Origin of the sequence: Candidatus Avelusimicrobium stercoris (genome assembly GCF_002437085.1) — a bacterium.
GTDB lineage: Bacteria > Elusimicrobiota > Elusimicrobia > Elusimicrobiales > Elusimicrobiaceae > Avelusimicrobium > Avelusimicrobium stercoris.
In genome coordinates this window covers 29,447-46,419 of the sequence record NZ_DJOA01000004.1, presented here as the reverse complement: position 1 = coordinate 46,419, position 16,973 = coordinate 29,447, and the positions used below count along the sequence as shown (strand labels likewise).

14 protein-coding genes are annotated in these 16,973 nt (G+C 49.7%); 11 read left to right on the top strand and 3 right to left on the bottom strand.

All coding sequences use genetic code 11. From position 1 onward, the window contains the following. Positions 1–955 precede the first annotated feature (955 nt). Positions 956–1,960: a phytoene/squalene synthase family protein gene (locus tag B2118_RS00340; RefSeq protein ID WP_428052306.1), complete on the top strand. Its 1,005-nt coding sequence runs from the start codon at positions 956–958 to the stop codon at positions 1,958–1,960. A gap of 105 nt (positions 1,961–2,065) precedes the next feature. Next, positions 2,066–3,466, top strand: coding sequence for an alanine/glycine:cation symporter family protein (locus B2118_RS00335; protein ID WP_428052304.1), 1,401 nt, complete (start codon positions 2,066–2,068; stop codon positions 3,464–3,466). 917 nt (positions 3,467–4,383) lie between these two features. Here the strand turns inward: B2118_RS00335 and B2118_RS00330 are convergent. Then, positions 4,384–4,770: a MazG family protein gene (locus tag B2118_RS00330; protein ID WP_428052302.1), complete on the bottom strand. Its 387-nt coding sequence runs from the start codon at positions 4,768–4,770 to the stop codon at positions 4,384–4,386. A 36-nt stretch (positions 4,771–4,806) separates the two neighbouring features. Here B2118_RS00330 and B2118_RS00325 point away from each other — a divergent pair, with 36 nt between their 5' ends. The 5 genes from B2118_RS00325 to ybeY all read left to right on the top strand — a co-directional run bounded on the left by B2118_RS00325 (position 4,807) and on the right by ybeY (position 9,477). Continuing rightward, complete coding sequence (locus tag B2118_RS00325) at positions 4,807–6,111, top strand: hypothetical protein (RefSeq protein ID WP_428052300.1); 1,305 nt, start codon at positions 4,807–4,809, stop codon at positions 6,109–6,111. A gap of 78 nt (positions 6,112–6,189) precedes the next feature. Next, on the top strand, positions 6,190–6,819 hold the full coding sequence (gene thyX, locus B2118_RS00320) for an FAD-dependent thymidylate synthase (protein ID WP_428052307.1): 630 nt from the start codon (positions 6,190–6,192) through the stop codon (positions 6,817–6,819). Between the two features lie 28 nt (positions 6,820–6,847). Continuing rightward, positions 6,848–8,056, top strand: a complete 1,209-nt coding sequence (locus tag B2118_RS00315) for a glucose-1-phosphate adenylyltransferase (RefSeq protein WP_428052298.1) — start codon at positions 6,848–6,850, stop codon at positions 8,054–8,056. A 36-nt stretch (positions 8,057–8,092) separates the two neighbouring features. Next, a complete protein-coding gene (locus B2118_RS00310) occupies positions 8,093–9,037 on the top strand; it encodes a PhoH family protein (RefSeq protein WP_428052297.1) in 945 nt (314 codons plus the stop codon). Next, positions 9,034–9,477, top strand: coding sequence for an rRNA maturation RNase YbeY (gene ybeY / locus B2118_RS00305; protein ID WP_428052295.1), 444 nt, complete (start codon positions 9,034–9,036; stop codon positions 9,475–9,477). The genes B2118_RS00310 and ybeY overlap by 4 nt, the downstream gene beginning before the upstream one ends. A 52-nt stretch (positions 9,478–9,529) precedes the next feature. Here the strand turns inward: ybeY and B2118_RS00300 are convergent, their stop codons facing one another. Next, positions 9,530–10,333, bottom strand: a complete 804-nt coding sequence (locus B2118_RS00300) for a metallophosphoesterase (RefSeq protein WP_428052293.1) — start codon at positions 10,331–10,333, stop codon at positions 9,530–9,532. Positions 10,334–10,413: 80 nt separating this feature from the next. Between B2118_RS00300 and B2118_RS00295 the strand changes: the two genes are divergently transcribed. The 4 genes from B2118_RS00295 to mnmA all read left to right on the top strand — a co-directional run bounded on the left by B2118_RS00295 (position 10,414) and on the right by mnmA (position 16,114). Next, on the top strand, positions 10,414–12,408 hold the full coding sequence (locus B2118_RS00295) for an FAD-binding oxidoreductase (RefSeq protein WP_428052291.1): 1,995 nt from the start codon (positions 10,414–10,416) through the stop codon (positions 12,406–12,408). Further along, positions 12,401–13,711 (top strand): 4Fe-4S dicluster domain-containing protein, encoded by a 1,311-nt coding sequence (locus tag B2118_RS00290; RefSeq protein ID WP_428052289.1) that lies wholly within the window; start codon positions 12,401–12,403, stop codon positions 13,709–13,711. The genes B2118_RS00295 and B2118_RS00290 overlap by 8 nt, the downstream gene beginning before the upstream one ends. 7 nt (positions 13,712–13,718) lie before the next feature. Beyond that, positions 13,719–14,909 carry an HD domain-containing phosphohydrolase gene (locus B2118_RS00285; RefSeq protein ID WP_428052287.1) on the top strand — a complete coding sequence of 397 codons (1,191 nt, stop codon included), beginning with the start codon at positions 13,719–13,721 and terminating at the stop codon, positions 14,907–14,909. 125 nt (positions 14,910–15,034) lie between these two features. Next, entirely contained in the window at positions 15,035–16,114 is a 1,080-nt protein-coding gene (mnmA, locus tag B2118_RS00280; protein ID WP_428052286.1) for a tRNA 2-thiouridine(34) synthase MnmA, read from the top strand. A 45-nt stretch (positions 16,115–16,159) separates the two neighbouring features. Here the strand turns inward: mnmA and B2118_RS00275 are convergent, their stop codons facing one another. Then, the gene (locus B2118_RS00275; RefSeq protein ID WP_428052284.1) at positions 16,160–16,666 is read right to left on the bottom strand and encodes a type IV pilin protein; all 507 of its coding nucleotides are present in this window, start codon (positions 16,664–16,666) and stop codon (positions 16,160–16,162) included. Positions 16,667–16,973: the final 307 nt, after the last annotated feature.

Here is a 16,973-nt window from a genome sequence, read left to right as displayed (position 1 = left end):
ATCTGTCAAGCCTTTTTAAACTCTCGTTTAAATCGCTTAACTCTTACTACTCTTTTATTTAAGCATTTTTTTATCTGGTTTGTCAAGTGTTTTTTAAAAGCTCTTGAAAACTCGTAGTATGCTTACTGACTACATTTATATTAAAACATATTTAAATCAAATTGTCAAGTCTTTTTGTACTTCTTGGAATATTCAAGGAAGTCGTGGCCGCTAAGGACCGAAGGGATAAGACCTAACTACAATGTTTTTACTTTATTTATTATAAAACTAACTTGATTGACTCGGCTCAGTCCACCGGTCGCCTTTTCTAATATAAGGAGGTGTTTCGCTGTCAAAAAGTTTTCTGTTTATAATTGGTTGGTAAAAACTTTAAAGAAGTTTGCTAATTTAAAAGATCAATTCTGACTACTCATATAGTCTAACAAAAAAAGACAGAAAAATCAAGACCCATTTTTCTAATTTTTCAAAAACTTGAAAAAGGGTTCTTGAAAACTTCCCTGGAAACAAATCCGTTTTTGTTTCCTTATGTATTAAGTATAACTAATCCAGAGCGCCTTGTCAAGCAGTCTTTTCTTTGCGCCGGATTCGCTATCCTTATATATAGGATACCAAAAAGCCCCCGCCGCCGCGGCCCACAAAAAAGAAGGCCGCGCTTATAAACGCAAGCCTTCTTTATTTTGTTGTACCCGTTTTATTTTTTTCCCGGCCGAAGCCGGAAACCGTTAAAATAAAAACCCCGCCTATTTCATTAATAAGCGGGGTTCTATTAAAAATAGAAAATCAAATTACATTAAACGCCCGCATAAACAACTTCTTCCTTTAGCCAATTAATCGGGTTAAAGGAATAGTGGTTAATACAGTAATTTACGTTTAACATTTGCATAAATATATTATGCTTTTTTTACTGAGGGGTGTCAATTATTTTTTGCCCCTTAAATTTGCTATCCTTATATATATGGATATTGAGACGCTTTTAAAAAACACTTCCCGCAGTTTGTATTTAAGCGTCCAGGCGCTCCCCGGCAATATGCGCCCGGCGTTTGGCATTGCCTATTTGCTTTGCCGCTATGCCGACACTATTGCCGATACGTCTATCCTTCCCGCCCAGCGGCGCCTATATTGGATAGAGCGCTTTCCGCACCTGTTGCAAGAGCAAAACCTGCAAGAGGCCGCGCAACTGGCGGGCGAAATTTGCGGCGGGAGCGAAAACCCCTACGAAAAGGAACTTATCAAAAATCTGCCGCCGTGTTTACACGTTTTGAACCAAGTACCCGCCAAGCAACTGCCTATTATTATGGATGTCGTACAAGCGGTTTGCGACGGGATGAAGATTGATTTAAGCGCGTTTCCTGAGGAGCACTCCGCCCGACTGCGCGCTTTTCAAACGTCAGCGGACCTGCAACACTATTGCCGCTTAATGGGAGGAAAGCCGGGGCTGTTTTGGAGCCGCCTCATCTGCGCTACTTCTAAAATTAAAATGCCGGAAACGGAGTTCTACGAACTAGGCCAGCACATTGGAGATGCCTTGCAAATCGTCAATATCCTGCGCGACCTGCCCAAGGATTTGCGCATCGGGCGGTGCTATTTCCCGCAACAGAACTTAACCGAAGCAGGCCTTACAGCCGCCGATTTATTAGACCCCGCCAATTCCACCCGCTTTGAACCTATCAAACGCAAATGGATTTTATGGGGCGTTAGCAACCTAAAAAGTGCCGTGCGCTACTTTGCCCAACTGCCCAAAACACAGCCGGGCGGACGCGCCGCTGTGGCGTGGCCCGTATTATGGACGGCTGACACGTTGCTAAAAGAGTGGCAAACGCCCGACTTATTAAACCCGCAAAAGCGTGTGAAAATCCCGCGCTCGGTTATCTATTCCACAATTCTCCTCACCCCGCCGATACTGGTTAGCAACGGGCTCTTTAACAAGTGGCTTACCGCCAAGTTGCGCAAATTCAATTAAAAAATTGTTTCTCTTTCCGTCAAAATGCGCTATACTATAAAATGTGTTTTTGAAGGACTCCCGTTTTGTTATTGTACCCGCAATACCCATAAATAAGGAGTTTTAATGACTGAATTATTGACGCACGCCATCTCCCTTATAAACGATTGTTTTTTGGGATATGTGCTTATGGCCGCACTTATTTTTTCCGGCCTCTACTTTACGATTGCCACCCGCTTCGTACAGTTCGTCCGCCCCAAAGAAATGCTTAAACTGATGATAAGCGGCGGCGAAGAAACCCGCGGCACGGGGCACATTTCCCCCTTCCAGGCCTTTGCCATCAGTACCGCCGCACGCGTAGGCACCGGCAATATCGCTGGCGTAGCCATTGCCATTACCGTAGGCGGACCGGGCGCTATCTTTTGGATGTGGCTCATTGCCGTCATCGGCTCCGCTTCCGCGTTTGCCGAAAGTACCCTCGCCCAAATCCACAAAGTAAAAACGGGCACCCATTTCCGAGGCGGACCTGCCTATTATATGAAGAATGCCCTGCACAGCCCTAAACTGGGTTTAGCGTTTTCCGTCATTATCACGCTGACGTTTGCCTTTGTGTTTAACTCTGTGCAGTCCAACACCATTGCCCAATCGCTAAACACCACCTTCCATTTGGATACGTCCGTTTGCGGCCTTGTGCTGGCCGCTCTGACCGCCGTCATTATCTTTGGCGGGCTGAAACGCATTGCGCGCTTTTCGGCGGTGATTGTGCCTATCTTTGCTGGGGCGTATATTATCTTAACGCTTGTGGTAATGGTGTTAAACTTGGATAAACTGCCCCATATCTTTGGGCTTATCTTTTCCGATGCGTTCAGTTGGCACAACATCGCAGGTGGCACTTTGGGCGCTACCATTATGACGGGTGCCCGCCGCGGGCTGTTTTCCAACGAAGCCGGTATGGGCAGTGCGCCTAACGCCGCCGCCACCGCACACACCTCGCACCCGGTCAAACAGGGTTATGTACAGGCATTTAGTGTATTTATTGATACCTTGGTTATTTGCAGTTGCACGGCCTTTATCGTGTTGCTTTCCGATTACCAACAATTCCCAGGGCTGGAAGGGATTGCCCTTACGCAAAAGGCCTTATCCTCGCAACTGGGTGGTTTTGGCAATTACTTTTTGTCGGCCAGCGTTCTGCTGTTTGCCTTTACGTCTATTATCGGCAACTATTACTACGGGCAGGCAAATGTGGAGTTTATCTCCCGCAAAAAAAGCGTAATGCTCATCTTCCGCACGGGCGTAACGCTGATGGTGCTTTCCGGCGCGGTATTGCAATTAAAACTGGTATGGAACTTAGCGGATTTGTTTATGGCGGCTATGGCGCTGATGAACATTTACGCTATTTTGCGCTTACGCAAGCAAGTAATTGACGCACTTGCCGACTACCGCAAACAAAAAGAAAAAGGGTTGGACCCGCGCTTCCACCCGGCGGAAATCCCGTCTATCGGGCACGCCGAAGCGTGGGAAAAATAATTTAAACCGGAGCTTTAAAAAGGCTCCGGTTTTTTAATAAAAAGGGCCCATATAAAAATAGGCCTTGAAAAATGGAAAAATAGGCTTATAGTAATAGTACAAAGTACTTGGGAACAGCCCGATATCCTTGGTTGCAGTTGTGAGAGCACAGTGTGTTTTCCTATTGCATAAGACCCGGAGACGGAGACTCCCTAGGAAAGAGGAACATAGTAATGACACTAATGAGCTAAACCCCCGAAATAATATGCGGGGGTTTTTTTAGGCCTTCCAGGCCGGGGAATTCTATGCACGCTCTGCTGATTAGTTGAGCCACACTCTTTCTGCAAAGTCGCGCAGTTTTGTTTCCCGCGCGTTTCCGCCAGTATTCCTTCCTCACTCGCGCCTAGTCCTGCATATAATTTAGTTAGTAAAAGGCCTTCCGGGCCAGGGAACTCTATGTGCTCTCTACTGATTAGTTGAGCCACACTCTTTCTGCAAAGTTGCGTAGTTTTGTTCCGCGCGCGTTTCCGCCAGTATTCCTCCCTCCCTCGCGTCTAGTCCTGCATATAATTTAGTTAGTAAAAGGCCCTCCGGGCCGTACGCTGCGCGCCGCGACTCTATGCGCGCTCTAATGATTACTTGGGACCACACTCTTTCTGCAAAGTCTCAAATAAAAAGCAGGCTCAACCTGACACCACTGCTAGTTCTATTAATAAGGATCCTTCTCCCCCTAGTCATTCCCGAAGGTCGTAGTCGGGAATCTGTTGTTTGCTGTTATCGTTCTCTTGTAAAACGACAGATCCCCGACTAAAACACTCGGGGATGACACAGAAACTCCTTTTTTGGTAAGTAACCCATCAAGTAAATTCTGAAACCGTCCACGCAACCCTACACCGTGTCAAACACTTGAAAAAACGGCAAAACACCAGCCGTTGCCTTTATTTCCCTTCGCGTTCTTTGCGTTTGGCTTCCTTCCACAGGGCAAGGGCTTCCTCGGCACTTGCGGCGTGGGCGTGGTCGCCAAACACGTGCGGGTGGCGGCGGTGGAGTTTATCATATAAGCCTTGGATAACGTCGTCAATGGTAAATTTACCCTCTTCCGCCGCAATCTGGCTGTGCATTAATACCTGCAACAGCACATCGCCCAACTCTTCCTTCATATTTTCGTCGTCTTTCTTGTTAATGGCGTCAATCAGTTCCTGCGATTCGTTTTGCAAACATTTAATCAAACTTTCGTGGGTTTGCTTTTTATCCCACGGGCAACCGTTGGGGCCGCGCAAAATGGCAAAGGTTTCTACTAAATCGGCAAAGTTATTTTTTTTCATTGTTCACTCCGGGCAAAAATGCTATACCATTATTATATGAAAAATAAATTTTTATTTATGCTTACCGCTTTTCTTTTGTTTCCCGCCTTTTTACAGGCGCAAGTAATGGTCGTCCGCGTGGACGGTAACAAGGTGTACTTGGACACGTCCTCTTTAAACCGCAATGTGCAAAAAGGCGACTTGTTTAAGGTTATCCTCTCTTCCGAAAAATTAACCAACCCCAAAACCGGGAAAGATTTGGGGCTTGTTTATAACTATTCCCAAGAGGGCAAAATCGTGGAAGTCCAGCCGCTCTACGCCGTTGGCGAAACGGAAGAGGACAAACGCATTGCCGTAGGGCAGGAAGTTGTTTTAACCGCCACAGCACCCACCCAGCAGGCACTCCCCGCCGCCACGCAAGAAGCCGACAAAATCTCCACACACCGCAAAACCGTATATGAACCTGTGGAGCAGGAAGTTATCGGCGTAACCGAAGCCAACGTAACGGGCAAAAATAATTTTATTACCCTTTCCAACAAAGGCCAAGTAACCGTATGGACCCGCGGGGAAAAAGGTGCCTTAAAAGAAGAAATGTCCTTTGCCTTACCCGCCGCCAAACGCGCCCTAGCCATATCGGCCGCCCCAGTAAAGGATAATAAAGCCCAAATCTTCGTTTCGTATTTTGACGAAAACCGTAAAACCATTTCCACCGCCGTACTGGAAAACCAAGACGGAGCCTTAAAGGAAATTGCCAATTTATCCTATTTTGCCAAAGAACTGGGATGCGGACAAAGCAAGCAAATTTGGCTCCAAAAGCCGTTTGTGTCGGGCATCTATCCGGGCAACGCCCGCTTGCTCGCCTATACGGACGGCAAATTTACCCCCACCAAAGAAACAATAAGCACCTACCGCAACTGGCTGACGGGCGTCAACCGTTACGCGGTGGAAACCGCCACCGCCCAAAACACGGTTTACACTTCTTCCAACGGGCGTTTGCGCTTGGTGCTTTCTACCGGAAAGCGGGCCGAAAGCAAAGATTTGTTCGCCGGGGCTCCAAATCGTGTAAAATATAAGCAAGAGATTTTGAAATTTTATCCGTCCGTCCAAGTCTTTGGGCCGGAGGGGAACGCCGCCTTTGCAGCGGTGGAAAACGTATCCAAATTAGGCATTTTGTCTGACACTTTTGGCCAATACCAAAACGGCAAAATACATTTTTTGACCTTTGAAAAGGGCCGCCTGTCCGTTACCGACACGGTAGAATTGGACGGCGTGGTATATGACACCGCCTGCACGGACAGCGCCGTTTTGGCCGCCGAAGTGCTGCCGGACGGGAACAGTTCCGTCGTGGAAATTTTTAAATAATCAGGAGAAATACTCGTGCCACAATCTAGTGAAAAAATCAACGTGTTGGACAAGGGCTTTGTGCGCTTGGTAGATTTTATGGGGGGCGACGACCGCGCCGTACAGGCGGCCCGCGTATCGTTCGGGGCTGTATCCAAAGGCCCGGAGCAGGACAAACGCCTCATTAAATATTTAATGGAGCACGCCCACCACACGCCATTTGAACATTGCTATTTCCAATTTCATATCTGCTGCCCGATTTATGTCGCGCGCCAATGGATGCGCCACCGCTGGGGCTCTTACAACGAAGTCAGCGCCCGCTATACCGAAGTAAAGGATGAATTTTATATTCCGTCTAAATTCCGCGGTCAGGACACCAAAAACAAACAAGGCTCCGTGGCCGATTCCCAATTAGACAACGAAGCCCTGCGCAAAATTTACGAGGCCAGCGTAGAAGCCTCTTACGCCGCTTACCACAAACTCTTGGAAGCCGGCGTCGCGCGCGAAATGGCCCGCGGCGTATTGCCCGTGTGCCAATATACCCAATTTTATTGGAGCGTAAACGCCCGCAGTTTGTTTAACTTTTTATGCTTGCGCACCGACAAACACGCCCAGAAGGAAATCCGCGTGTATGCGGATGAAATCGCCAAAATCGTGGCGGAAAAAATGCCGTGGTCGTGGGAAGCGTTTGAATCGTTAAACAAACAACTGCCGTTAGGCTCCGAATAATTAAGTCTAACTAAAAAGGGAAACATTTATGAGAATACTCGGTATGATTATGGCCGGGGGCAAGGGCGAACGCCTTTATCCGCTGACAAAGGACCGCTCCAAACCTTCCGTCCCGTTCGGGGGCAAGTACAGAATCGTAGATTTTGTATTGTCCAACTTCGTCAATTCGGGGATTTTTTCCTCTTATGTGCTGGTGCAATATTTATCGCAAAGTTTAATTGAATACCTGCGCACCACTTGGCGAAGCGAAGGTATCATCCCGGACCATTTTTTAACCTGCGTGCCGCCGCAAATGCGCTTGGGCGAAATTTGGTACCGCGGTACGGCGGACTCCGTACGCCAAAACATCAACTTGGTGAAGGACTTCGCGCCCGATTTGGTAGCCATCTTCGGCGCGGACCATATTTACCGTATGGACGTACGGCAAATGGTGGATTACCACTTAAAGAACAAGGCGGACGTTACCGTGGCCGCCAACACCGTGCCGCTGGAACAGGCTTCGGCCTTTGGCGTGTTGGGTACGGACGAAACGGGCCGCATCGTGCAGTTTGACGAAAAGCCCGCCCACCCCAAGTGTATTCCGGGTAACCCCAAAGCGGCCTACGCCTCTATGGGTAACTACATTTTTAACACGGACGTATTGTTGCAGGTCTTGCAAAAACGCTTCTGCGACGTGCCCGCCTTGGACTTTGGCAAACACATTTTGCCCAAAATCTTGGCGGACCACCGTACCTTTGCCTACAACTTTCAAAGCCAAACGCTCCCCGGCGCAAAACCGTACGAAGAGCAAGGCTATTGGCGCGATGTGGGCACGATTGAATCGTTTTGGCAGACCAATATGGACCTTTTGGGCCCCAAACCCAAACTGGACCTCAACAACCCCCAATGGCCTATCAGCACCACGCTAAACCGCGTGCCGGCCACCAAATACTTGGGTGGGACTGTGGTCAATTCTATGATTGGGGACGGGTGCATTATTCACCCCAAGGCCAAAATTAAGAACTGCGTAATCAGCGACAGCGTAACCATTGGCGAAGGAGCCGAATTGGAAGGCTGCGTGATTATGGATAATTGCGAAATTAAGGCGGGCGCAAAACTCAAAAAGGTAATTATGGACCGCTTTAACACTATCGCCCCCAAGCAAACCATTGGGCACGATACGGAAGCCGACTCGCAAAAATACTACATTGACCCCTCGGGCATTGTGGTTATCCCGCGCGGCAAGAGCAAATTCTAACCGAAAGCGCGGCTTACAGGCCGCGCTTTTTTGTATATGATTAAAACCCTAAAACTAAAAAATCAAGAAGAAATTTTAATTGCGCTCGGCATCCAGGACCGCAAACTCCGCGCGCTTGAAAAAAACTTCAAAGTAACCGTTTTTGTAAAGTATGATGAGGACGGCGCGGGAGCCGAACTGTCCGTAAAGGGCACCAACTCCCGCGTGGATAAGGCCCTAGCCAAACTGCAAAAGGACCTTGCGCTAAACGCCGAAAAGAAACCGCTTGATTTGGTGAAAGACAACCGCCCGTTCGTGGATAACATCGTCTTCCGCCCCGAACACGCCAAACCCGTGGAAGCCCGCAGCGAAAACCAAAAGAAATACATTGAAGCCGTCTTTGCCAACGACCTCGTCATTTCCTCCGGGCCTGCCGGAACGGGCAAAACCTTTCTGGCTTGTGCGTGCGCCTTGCGCGCGCTGGAACTGGGGATGACGGAGCGCATTGTGGTTACGCGCCCGATTGTGGAAGCGGGCGAAAAACTGGGCTTTTTGCCGGGCGACATAGAAGAAAAGGTGGACCCGTATTTGCGGCCTATTTACGATTCGTTTTATTCTATGCTGGGTATGGAAAAATTTAACTCGCTTAAATACAACAACATTTTGGAAATCGTCCCGCTGGCCTATATGCGCGGGCGCACCTTGGAGCGTGCGTTTATCATCTTGGACGAGGCCCAAAATACGTTGCCCGCTCAAATGAAGATGTTTTTAACTCGTATGGGCATTGGTTCTAAAATGATTGTAAACGGCGACCTTTCGCAAATTGACCTGCCCAACAAAAAGGAAAGCGGGCTCTTGCAAGCGGCCGAAGTATTAGCCAAGGTAAAGGGCGTTGCGTTTGTGGAGTTCACGGGCGAGGACGTCGTGCGCCACCCGCTGGTAAAAGACATTGTTTCCGCTTACGACAAGTGGGATAAAAAACATACAGGAAAAACAAAATGATTTCACATATTTTTTACAATACCGATATTCCCAAATACCTGCGCAAAACAGGGCTTTTTAAAGCCTGTTTGGAGCGCGGACTCAAACAATTCGCCAAACAAAACATTGAAGTAAACGTGATTTTTGTGGACGAGAAGGAAATTCTGCGCGTAAACGAGGAATTTTTGGACCACCACTATGTAACGGATGTGATTTCATTTAATAACGAGCGGCCCCCGTTTGATACGGGCGAACCGTGGGAGTTTGGCGATATTTTTGTGTGTTACCAAGTCGCACGCAAAAACGCCAAAACCTTTGGGCACACCTATTTGCAGGAAATGATGATGTACGTTACGCACGGGGCCCTACACCTGTCGGGTATGGACGACCACGCACCCAAGGACCGCGCGGAAATGGACCGCCAAGCCGAAAAAATTATTTCTGCCGTCCTGGCCAAATAAACTTTTAGTACACAAAAAACAGCAGACGCTTTAAAACGTCCGCTGTTTTTATTTAATCCTCTGCCGGGCAGTCATCGGGCACGTCCACTATTTGGGGTACACCCTTTTCGTCCAGCGTTAAATATTGCAGTTTGCGGTGCAGCCCCACATCCACTGGGATAATCCGCGCCGTCTTATCCACCACGATATGCACCACCTGTGTGTGTCCCACAATCTGCCATACCGGGCTGACGGGATAAGAGGCCACCAAATCATCCAAATCCTCCCAAAAAATCCCGCCAAAGCGGTCCACCCCTTTGCGGTGGATGCTAATGTTAAAAATAGGGTGCTTAAAAAATTCGTGCTTAATGGATTCTTTAAAAATCAGGTTAATCAGTACCGCCAAATTGTTGGAACTGGGCTCGTCCAACTGCATTTGGAAAATACGGTACAGTTTGCGCGTTACGCCCGCGTGCGTGAACAGATACCCCTTATAGGCATACGCCGCGCGTAAATCGCCGCAGAGCACTTGGCGGGTCATTTTCTCGCGCATAAATTGGGCTTCCTCTTTGCTAAACCCGGAAATAACAAAGTTGGACAACAGTGGCTCCAACTCGTGGTTGCCCACCAGTCGTACCACTTCTCCGCCCGCCGCCTTGGCCTGCTGCTGGATAGTATCCAACAAGTCATCTACCTTGCGGGAAAAGGGCCCTCTGTCAAAGATATCCCCCATTTGCACCAAACGGTCGTGCCCGCCGCACCAGTTGTTTTGAGCGTCTATCAGTTTTGCGTGGCGCAAAATTTTGACAAACGGGTCAAACTGGCCGTGTACATCGCCCACTACCACTACGCGCTTGGGGTTCTTTTGGGTTTGCATTGGTTTTGTCCCTTACACAAATAATATAATAATAATATACAAAAAGTTCACGCTTGTCCGTGTAAAATTTGCATTACTTTATGAAAATACCGTCTGCCGCTTTTACAGAACTTATAAAAATAGTGGGTAAAGAAAACCTGCTGACCGATGAGGTTTCCCTTTCCGTTTACGCATATGATTGTTCTTTATCCCGCACGCGGCCGGACGCGCTTATCCATTTGCGCCGGGCGGATGTCATCGCCCCGGTATTAAAGGTGTTATACCGCTATCATATTCCTTTTGTGCCGCGCGCAAGCGCCACCAACCACGCGGGCAGTTGCGCCGCCTTAAACGGGGGCGTTATTTTAAATGTAGCTCCGCTAAACAAGATTTTGCAAATAAACACCCAGGCAGGTTTTGCGCTAGTGGAGCCCGGCGTTACTGGGGGCGACTTACAGGACGCCCTTGCACCGCTTGGCTTTTTTTACGCGCCGGATCCGGCCAGCGAGCGCGTTTGCTCGTTAAGCGGCAACTTAGCCCAAAACGCAAGCGGCGCGCGCTGTATGAAATACGGCGGCACGATTGACCACGTTTTGGAAGTAGATTTTGTAATGCCAAACGGTACGGAAATTCACTTGTCCCGCCAAGACAGCGGCCCCGATTTTATCGGGCTTATTGCGGGGAGTGAGGGGACGCTCGGCGTAATTAAACAATTAAAGGTAAAAATCCTGCCCGCAGCCAAGCACATTAAAACCTTTTTAGTAACTTTCCCATCGCTGGCGGACAGCGTACAAACCGTCAGCGATTTGGCGGCCGAAGGCATTATTCCGCGGTGCGTGGAAGCAATGGACGACATCACCACCCGCGCCGTGGAGGAATTTGCCCACGCGGGCTACCCGCTGGACGCCAAGGCCCTGCTTATTTTGGAGTTGGACGGCACGCCCGCCGAAATTGATGAGCAGGAAAAACAGTTGGAAGAAATTTGCCTTAAAAACCACTCGCTTAAATTTTTGCCCGCCAAGACGGAAGCCGAACGCCAACGCTTATGGTTCGGCAGACGGGCGGCTTATGCGGCAATGGCGCGGCTGGCCCCCAACGTAATGGTGGGCGACGGCACCGTGCCCAGAAGCGAACTGCCCCGCGCACTTGCCAAGGTACGGCGTATTTTGGACGAACAGCACATTTACGCAAGCCTGCTTTTTCACGCGGGGGATGGCAATTTTCACCCACAGATTGTTTTTGACGAACGCAACCGCCCAGACACCGTCCGCGTAACCCGCGCGCTAAAAGAAATTTTGCAGGCGTGTGTGGATTGCGGCGGCACCGTATCGGGCGAGCACGGCATAGGTGTGGAAAAACGCTCCGTAATGGCTTATCAGTACGATAAGCCAACCTTGGACCTTTTCACGCAAATTAAAAAAGCCTTAGACCCGGAAAATTTAGCCAACCCGCTTAAATTAATCCCGGTAAATTACGATGAAAAAGCCCGTGCGCAAGCGGCTTTATCCCCCGCTATCAAGCAACTGGCGGACAAAATTTTAATGCGCAAAAACGCGCACGCGCCTTGCCTGATTACCGGGGAAAATTCCCGCTTAAAAACAAAGGCCGCCAATATAATATCCACTCAAACGCTAAACCGCATTTTGGAAATTGATAAAACCAATTACACCGTAACTGCCGAAGCGGGCGTGGCCATAAAAACCTTGGCGCGCGCCTTAAAGCAGGCGGGCGTTTACAGCGTTCTGCCGGACAGCAAAGGTACGCTGGGCGGGGCCTTTTGCTCGGGTTGTCTGCCGTCCTTCTATGCGCAAGTTTTGGGACTGGAAGCTCTGTTGCCGGACGGGTCGTATGTCCGCTACGGCGGCAAATTAATGAAGAACGCCGCCGGATACCACCTAACCCGCCTGTTTGCGGGTTCACAAGGCACCCTAGGGATAGTAACCCAACTGACCTTTAAAATTTACGCCAGGCCCGTACCCACCGCGCCGGAAAAGCCGTTCGTGCGCGCTAGTGGCAATTTGCCTTGGGGGGCTATTAAAAAGCAGTTAGACCCCGGGGATCTCTTCCCCGTTTTAGCAGGAGAAACAAATGTTTGATTTTATTCCTCCGCAGTTAGACCCCTTGCACTCCAAACGCCACTTAACGCTGATAGATACGCCGTTTGGCGAGCGGAGCGTGTACGATTCCCTTTGCTCTTGCAACCGTTGCGGCAGTTGCCAGCAGACCTGCCCGACCTATTGGCTGACGGGAGAGGAAACCTTTTCCCCCCGCGGGCGCAACCAACTGGCGCGCCTGATTGCCGAAAAAAAACTGGACGTAAAAAAGAACCGAGAATTGCTCGCAAGAGCCGTCAACTCCTGTCTGCTTTGCGGGCGTTGCACGCAGGCCTGTGCGGGCAAAATTCCAACCGCCGAGCATATGCTGGAACTGCGCCGCACCCTGCAACTAAATACGCTGCCAAAAACGCTGTTTACGCTCCTTTCTTGGCGCACCCCGTACCCGCGTTTGTTTAGCCGCGCGGTACGGTTGGGGGCGTTCTTGCGCTCTTGCGGACTTATCTTTTTGGCGCGCAAGACGGGTATATCCCGCTTAGTTGGGTTTGGCTGGGTAAACTATGTTACCCAACTGCTCCCGCGCCGCACACCGTCATTAGCAAAAGTGCTTAGAGAACAAGGCATTTCCGCTGCACCCGAAAAGCCCACGCTTATTTATTTGCCGTCCTTGGAAGCGGAATTTTGCACGCCTGACTTGGCTGCAAGCGTTTTAAAAGCCGCCAACCAAAAGTACCGCACTGTCCTATGGACAAACACGCCCAGCGGCCTGTTTGATTATGTGTATGGGGACGTACGCCAAAGCCGCCGCGCGGTCAAACGCTTAATTGCCCGCTGGCAAAAGGCCGGACAACTCCCCCTTTTAACGGACAGCATAGACGTATATTTATTCCTGTTGCGTGCCCCGCAACTCTTTGCTGCGTGGGCCAAGCACCGCCGCCAAGCGCAAGAGTTTGCCAAGCAACTTAAATTTGTTACGGATATCCTGCCCCGTAATCCGGCAAACGCGGAAGCCTTTAAAAACGCCCCCGTTCGGTTAGACAAAGGAGCCCTCTTTCTGCGCGAGGGAAAAGCGTTTGATAAAGCGCAAACAATTTTAAAGACACTTTTTAAAAAAAATTTTGTAGAGTGTTTGTATAAGGATGCGGATGCTCCCGCGTTCGGTTACAGTTTTGTACGGTTTAACCGCGCTCCCGAAGTTTGGCTCCGCGCCGTGCAAAGCGCCGCCCGGACACAGACAGGGACTGTGTTTACATTGTCAGGGCTGTCCGCCTTGGAATTAAATTTTTATTTGAAGAAATTTTATCCATCAGCCAAGGCAGACCACTTCGTACGTTTGAACGGGTGAGAAGCATATGGAATCATTTAGGCCGGAAAACGGCAAACTTTCCGCCGAGGAAAAGTTAAACTTACTGGTGGAATTTGGCGCGCGCATCTCCTGCGAACTCCGCCTTGATAAACTGCTGGACATCATCGCACAACAAATTACCAAAATGTTGGATGTCGGGCGGTGCACCATTTACATAAAAGACGTAGAAAAAAACGAACTTTGGTCCAAAATCGCCCAAGGGCGCGGCTTGGAACATACCGAAATCCGCGTGCCGCTTAACGGTAACGGGGTCATTTCTTTGGTGGCCCGCACGGGTGAAACCGTCAACCTGCCCAACGCCTACGAGGACCCGCGCTTCTCTATGGATGTGGATATGGTAACCGATTTCCGCACGCACTCTATGCTGGCTATTCCGCTTAAAAACAACTCCGGCAAAGTGCTGGGCGTTTTTCAGGTAGCCAATAAATCCGACGGAACCCCCTTTGATAAAAAAGACGAGGGCATTTTGCTCCTGCTTGCCACCTTGGCGGGCAGCGCGATTGAAATTGCCAAACTGTACCAAGATGTCCACGTGGCCCAGTTAGAAACCATTTACCGCCTAGCCGTTACCGCCGAATACCGCGACCAGCAGGACACCCGCGCCCACTTAAAAAACATCAGCATTATTTCTTACTTGCTGGCCTTGGCGCTGGGGCTTAACAAGCACGATGCCGAACTTATCAAAAACGCCAGCCCCTTGCACGATATCGGCAAAGTAGCCTTGGCGGACAACATTTTGCTAAAACCCGGCAAACTGACCCCCGAAGAGTTTGAAATTATGAAATCGCACACCATTTACGGCGGGCGCATTTTGGAAGGGGCACACTCTCAGGTGCTTAAAATCGCACACAAGATGAGTCTTTACCACCACGAAAAGTGGAACGGCTCGGGCTACCCCAAGGGCTTAAAGGGCGAGGAAATACCGATAGAGGCCCGCATTGTAACAGTGGCCGACGTATTTGACGCGCTGTGTATGTTCCGCGTGTATAAAAAAGCGTGGAAAACTGACGACGCCTACGCGTATATTTTAGAGGAATCCGGCAAATCGTTTGACCCGCACATTGTGGCGGCGTTTAAGAAGATTTACCCCTCCGTGCGTAAATTGTATAACAATAATCCCGCCAATCACGAGGTTTCAGCCCCCGTCCCCGCGGCGGAGCAAAACCAAAACAACTGATTTAATACCCGGCCACCCGCCGGGTATTTTTTATTGAAGGTAGCGTTTGCACAAGGGGAAATACTATAATATAGTGTCCTTTTGGCTTTCAACCTAAAGTACAATTTAACACAAAGAGGGAATTGATGGAAAAAGAGACAATCCTAATCGGCCTCTCCGGCGGGGTAGATTCCGCCGCTTCGGCCGTTATTTTAAAAGACAAGGGTTACCACGTCATTGGCGCTACGATGATTGTATGGGACCCGTCGCTCCCGGTCCCCGAGGGGCCGTATCACAAAAACGCCTGCTTGGCGCCGGAAAAAGAAGACCTGGAAGAGGTGGAGAAAATCGCCAAGCACTTGGGCATTGATTTTGTAAAAGTGGACTGCCGGGACCCGTACCGCCGCGCCGTGCTGGATAACTTCCGCCTGGAATACTCCTGCGGGCGCACGCCGAACCCGTGCGTGCTGTGCAACAGTTTGATTAAATTCGGCGTTCTGCCCAGCGCCGCCGAAAAGCAAGGCATTAAATTTGATAAATTTGCCACCGGACACTATGCCCGCGTGGAGTTTGACGAAAAAACGGGCAAATATTTGCTCAAAAAGGCCAAGGATTTATCGCGCGACCAAAGTTACTTTTTACACCGCTTAACCCAGCGGCAACTTTCCCGCGTGCTGTTTCCGTTGGGCGAAATGACCAAACCCGCCATCCGCGAAATCGCGCGCAAGGCCGGGCTGGAAGTGGCCGACAAAGAGGACAGCCAGGACTTTTACTGCGGGGATTATAACGATTTGTTAAACTTCCCCAGCAAGCCGGGCGATATCGTTACGCTGGACGGCCAAGTAGTTGCCCGCCACGAAGGCTTATGGCACTATACCATTGGCAAACGCAAAGGTTTGGGCATTAGCGGCTTTAAAACGCCGATGTATGTCGTCCGCTTGGATGCTGTCAAAAACCAAGTGGTTATCGGCCCCAAGGAAGCGTTATACTCCCAAAAACTGACGGCACAGCGCGTGAGTTGGGTAGCCGGAGAAGCCCCAGCACAGGAATTTACCTGCGAAATTAAAATCCGCAACTTGCATACCCCGGCCAAAGCCTCCGTGTGCGTATTGGAAAACGGGCGCATAGAAGCCGAATTTGCGGAGCCGCAAATGTCCATTACCGCGGGGCAATCCGCCGTAATGTACAACGGGGACATTGTCCTCGGCGGCGGCATTATTGAGTAAGCAAAACATTTTTTGCAAAACCCCCGCTTTAATGGCGGGGGCTTTTTATTGGAAACTTTTACAAAAGGCTTTTCCTTCTGTAGTATAACCTACGCAAGTCGTTTGCCCGGGTTTAGAAGAGTGTGCCAAATAATGCGTGTACACAAATTCCGCATTATTCCCGCAACTTGCCCCCGCTTGCACTTTGGGGCAATAGTACGCATTAATATACAAAGAATCTGGGTTGGTAACCACACCAGCGCCACCCAGAATATCCACAACAAACCATTTATCACAAGTCAGCACATCAGTTCCAGTGCAACGCCCCTTGTAGTCAAAATCCAATAAATCCGTATTGGCTTGGTAATAGCCGTTTGCTAAATAAAATATTTCTTCCGCCTGGTACAAATTTTCCACTACGGTACGAATTGTAGCAAACCGCGCCTTGGTAACGGCTTTTTGGTATTGCGGCAGAGCCACCGCCGCTAAAATGCCGATAATGAGAACAACGACTAAAAGTTCAATCAAGGTAAAACCCGCGCTTGCCGTGCGGCCACCCCAAGCAGACGTCATTCCGTAAGGTTTCTGTACGGAATCTCGTCGTTTCGCAACAACAGATTCCCGACTAAAACACTCGGGAATGACCCCACTAGCACAAGTGGCCGCACGGCAAACAACCCAAGAGGTAGATCCTGAAACCCTGCGGGCCGCCCGTTCAGGATGACTTTCTTTTTTCATAAAGTTGTCATCCCGTAGTGCTTGGCGGCCCGCAGGGTTACGGGATCGGTTGTTGTAGTTGTCATCCCGGACGTGGATCCGGGATCCAGTCTGTTGATTAGAAAAACTCCTCATTTTATCTCTGGATTCCAGGTTCCCGCTT

Bases quoted from the DNA above. Each gene is read 5' to 3' on its own strand.
- B2118_RS00275 (WP_428052284.1), bottom strand. From the start codon at position 16,666: ATGACGTCTGCTTGGGGTGGCCGCACGGCAAGCGCGGGTTTTACCTTG.
- B2118_RS00285 (WP_428052287.1), top strand. From the start codon at position 13,719: ATGGAATCATTTAGGCCGGAAAACGGCAAACTTTCCGCCGAGGAAAAG.
- B2118_RS00340 (WP_428052306.1), top strand. From the start codon at position 956: ATGGATATTGAGACGCTTTTAAAAAACACTTCCCGCAGTTTGTATTTA.
- B2118_RS00315 (WP_428052298.1), top strand. From the start codon at position 6,848: ATGAGAATACTCGGTATGATTATGGCCGGGGGCAAGGGCGAACGCCTT.
- B2118_RS00310 (WP_428052297.1), top strand. From the start codon at position 8,093: ATGATTAAAACCCTAAAACTAAAAAATCAAGAAGAAATTTTAATTGCG.
- B2118_RS00295 (WP_428052291.1), top strand. From the start codon at position 10,414: ATGAAAATACCGTCTGCCGCTTTTACAGAACTTATAAAAATAGTGGGT.
- B2118_RS00325 (WP_428052300.1), top strand. From the start codon at position 4,807: ATGAAAAATAAATTTTTATTTATGCTTACCGCTTTTCTTTTGTTTCCC.
- ybeY (WP_428052295.1), top strand. From the start codon at position 9,034: ATGATTTCACATATTTTTTACAATACCGATATTCCCAAATACCTGCGC.
- B2118_RS00330 (WP_428052302.1), bottom strand. From the start codon at position 4,770: ATGAAAAAAAATAACTTTGCCGATTTAGTAGAAACCTTTGCCATTTTG.
- mnmA (WP_428052286.1), top strand. From the start codon at position 15,035: ATGGAAAAAGAGACAATCCTAATCGGCCTCTCCGGCGGGGTAGATTCC.
- B2118_RS00300 (WP_428052293.1), bottom strand. From the start codon at position 10,333: ATGCAAACCCAAAAGAACCCCAAGCGCGTAGTGGTAGTGGGCGATGTA.
- B2118_RS00335 (WP_428052304.1), top strand. From the start codon at position 2,066: ATGACTGAATTATTGACGCACGCCATCTCCCTTATAAACGATTGTTTT.
- B2118_RS00290 (WP_428052289.1), top strand. From the start codon at position 12,401: ATGTTTGATTTTATTCCTCCGCAGTTAGACCCCTTGCACTCCAAACGC.
- thyX (WP_428052307.1), top strand. From the start codon at position 6,190: ATGGGGGGCGACGACCGCGCCGTACAGGCGGCCCGCGTATCGTTCGGG.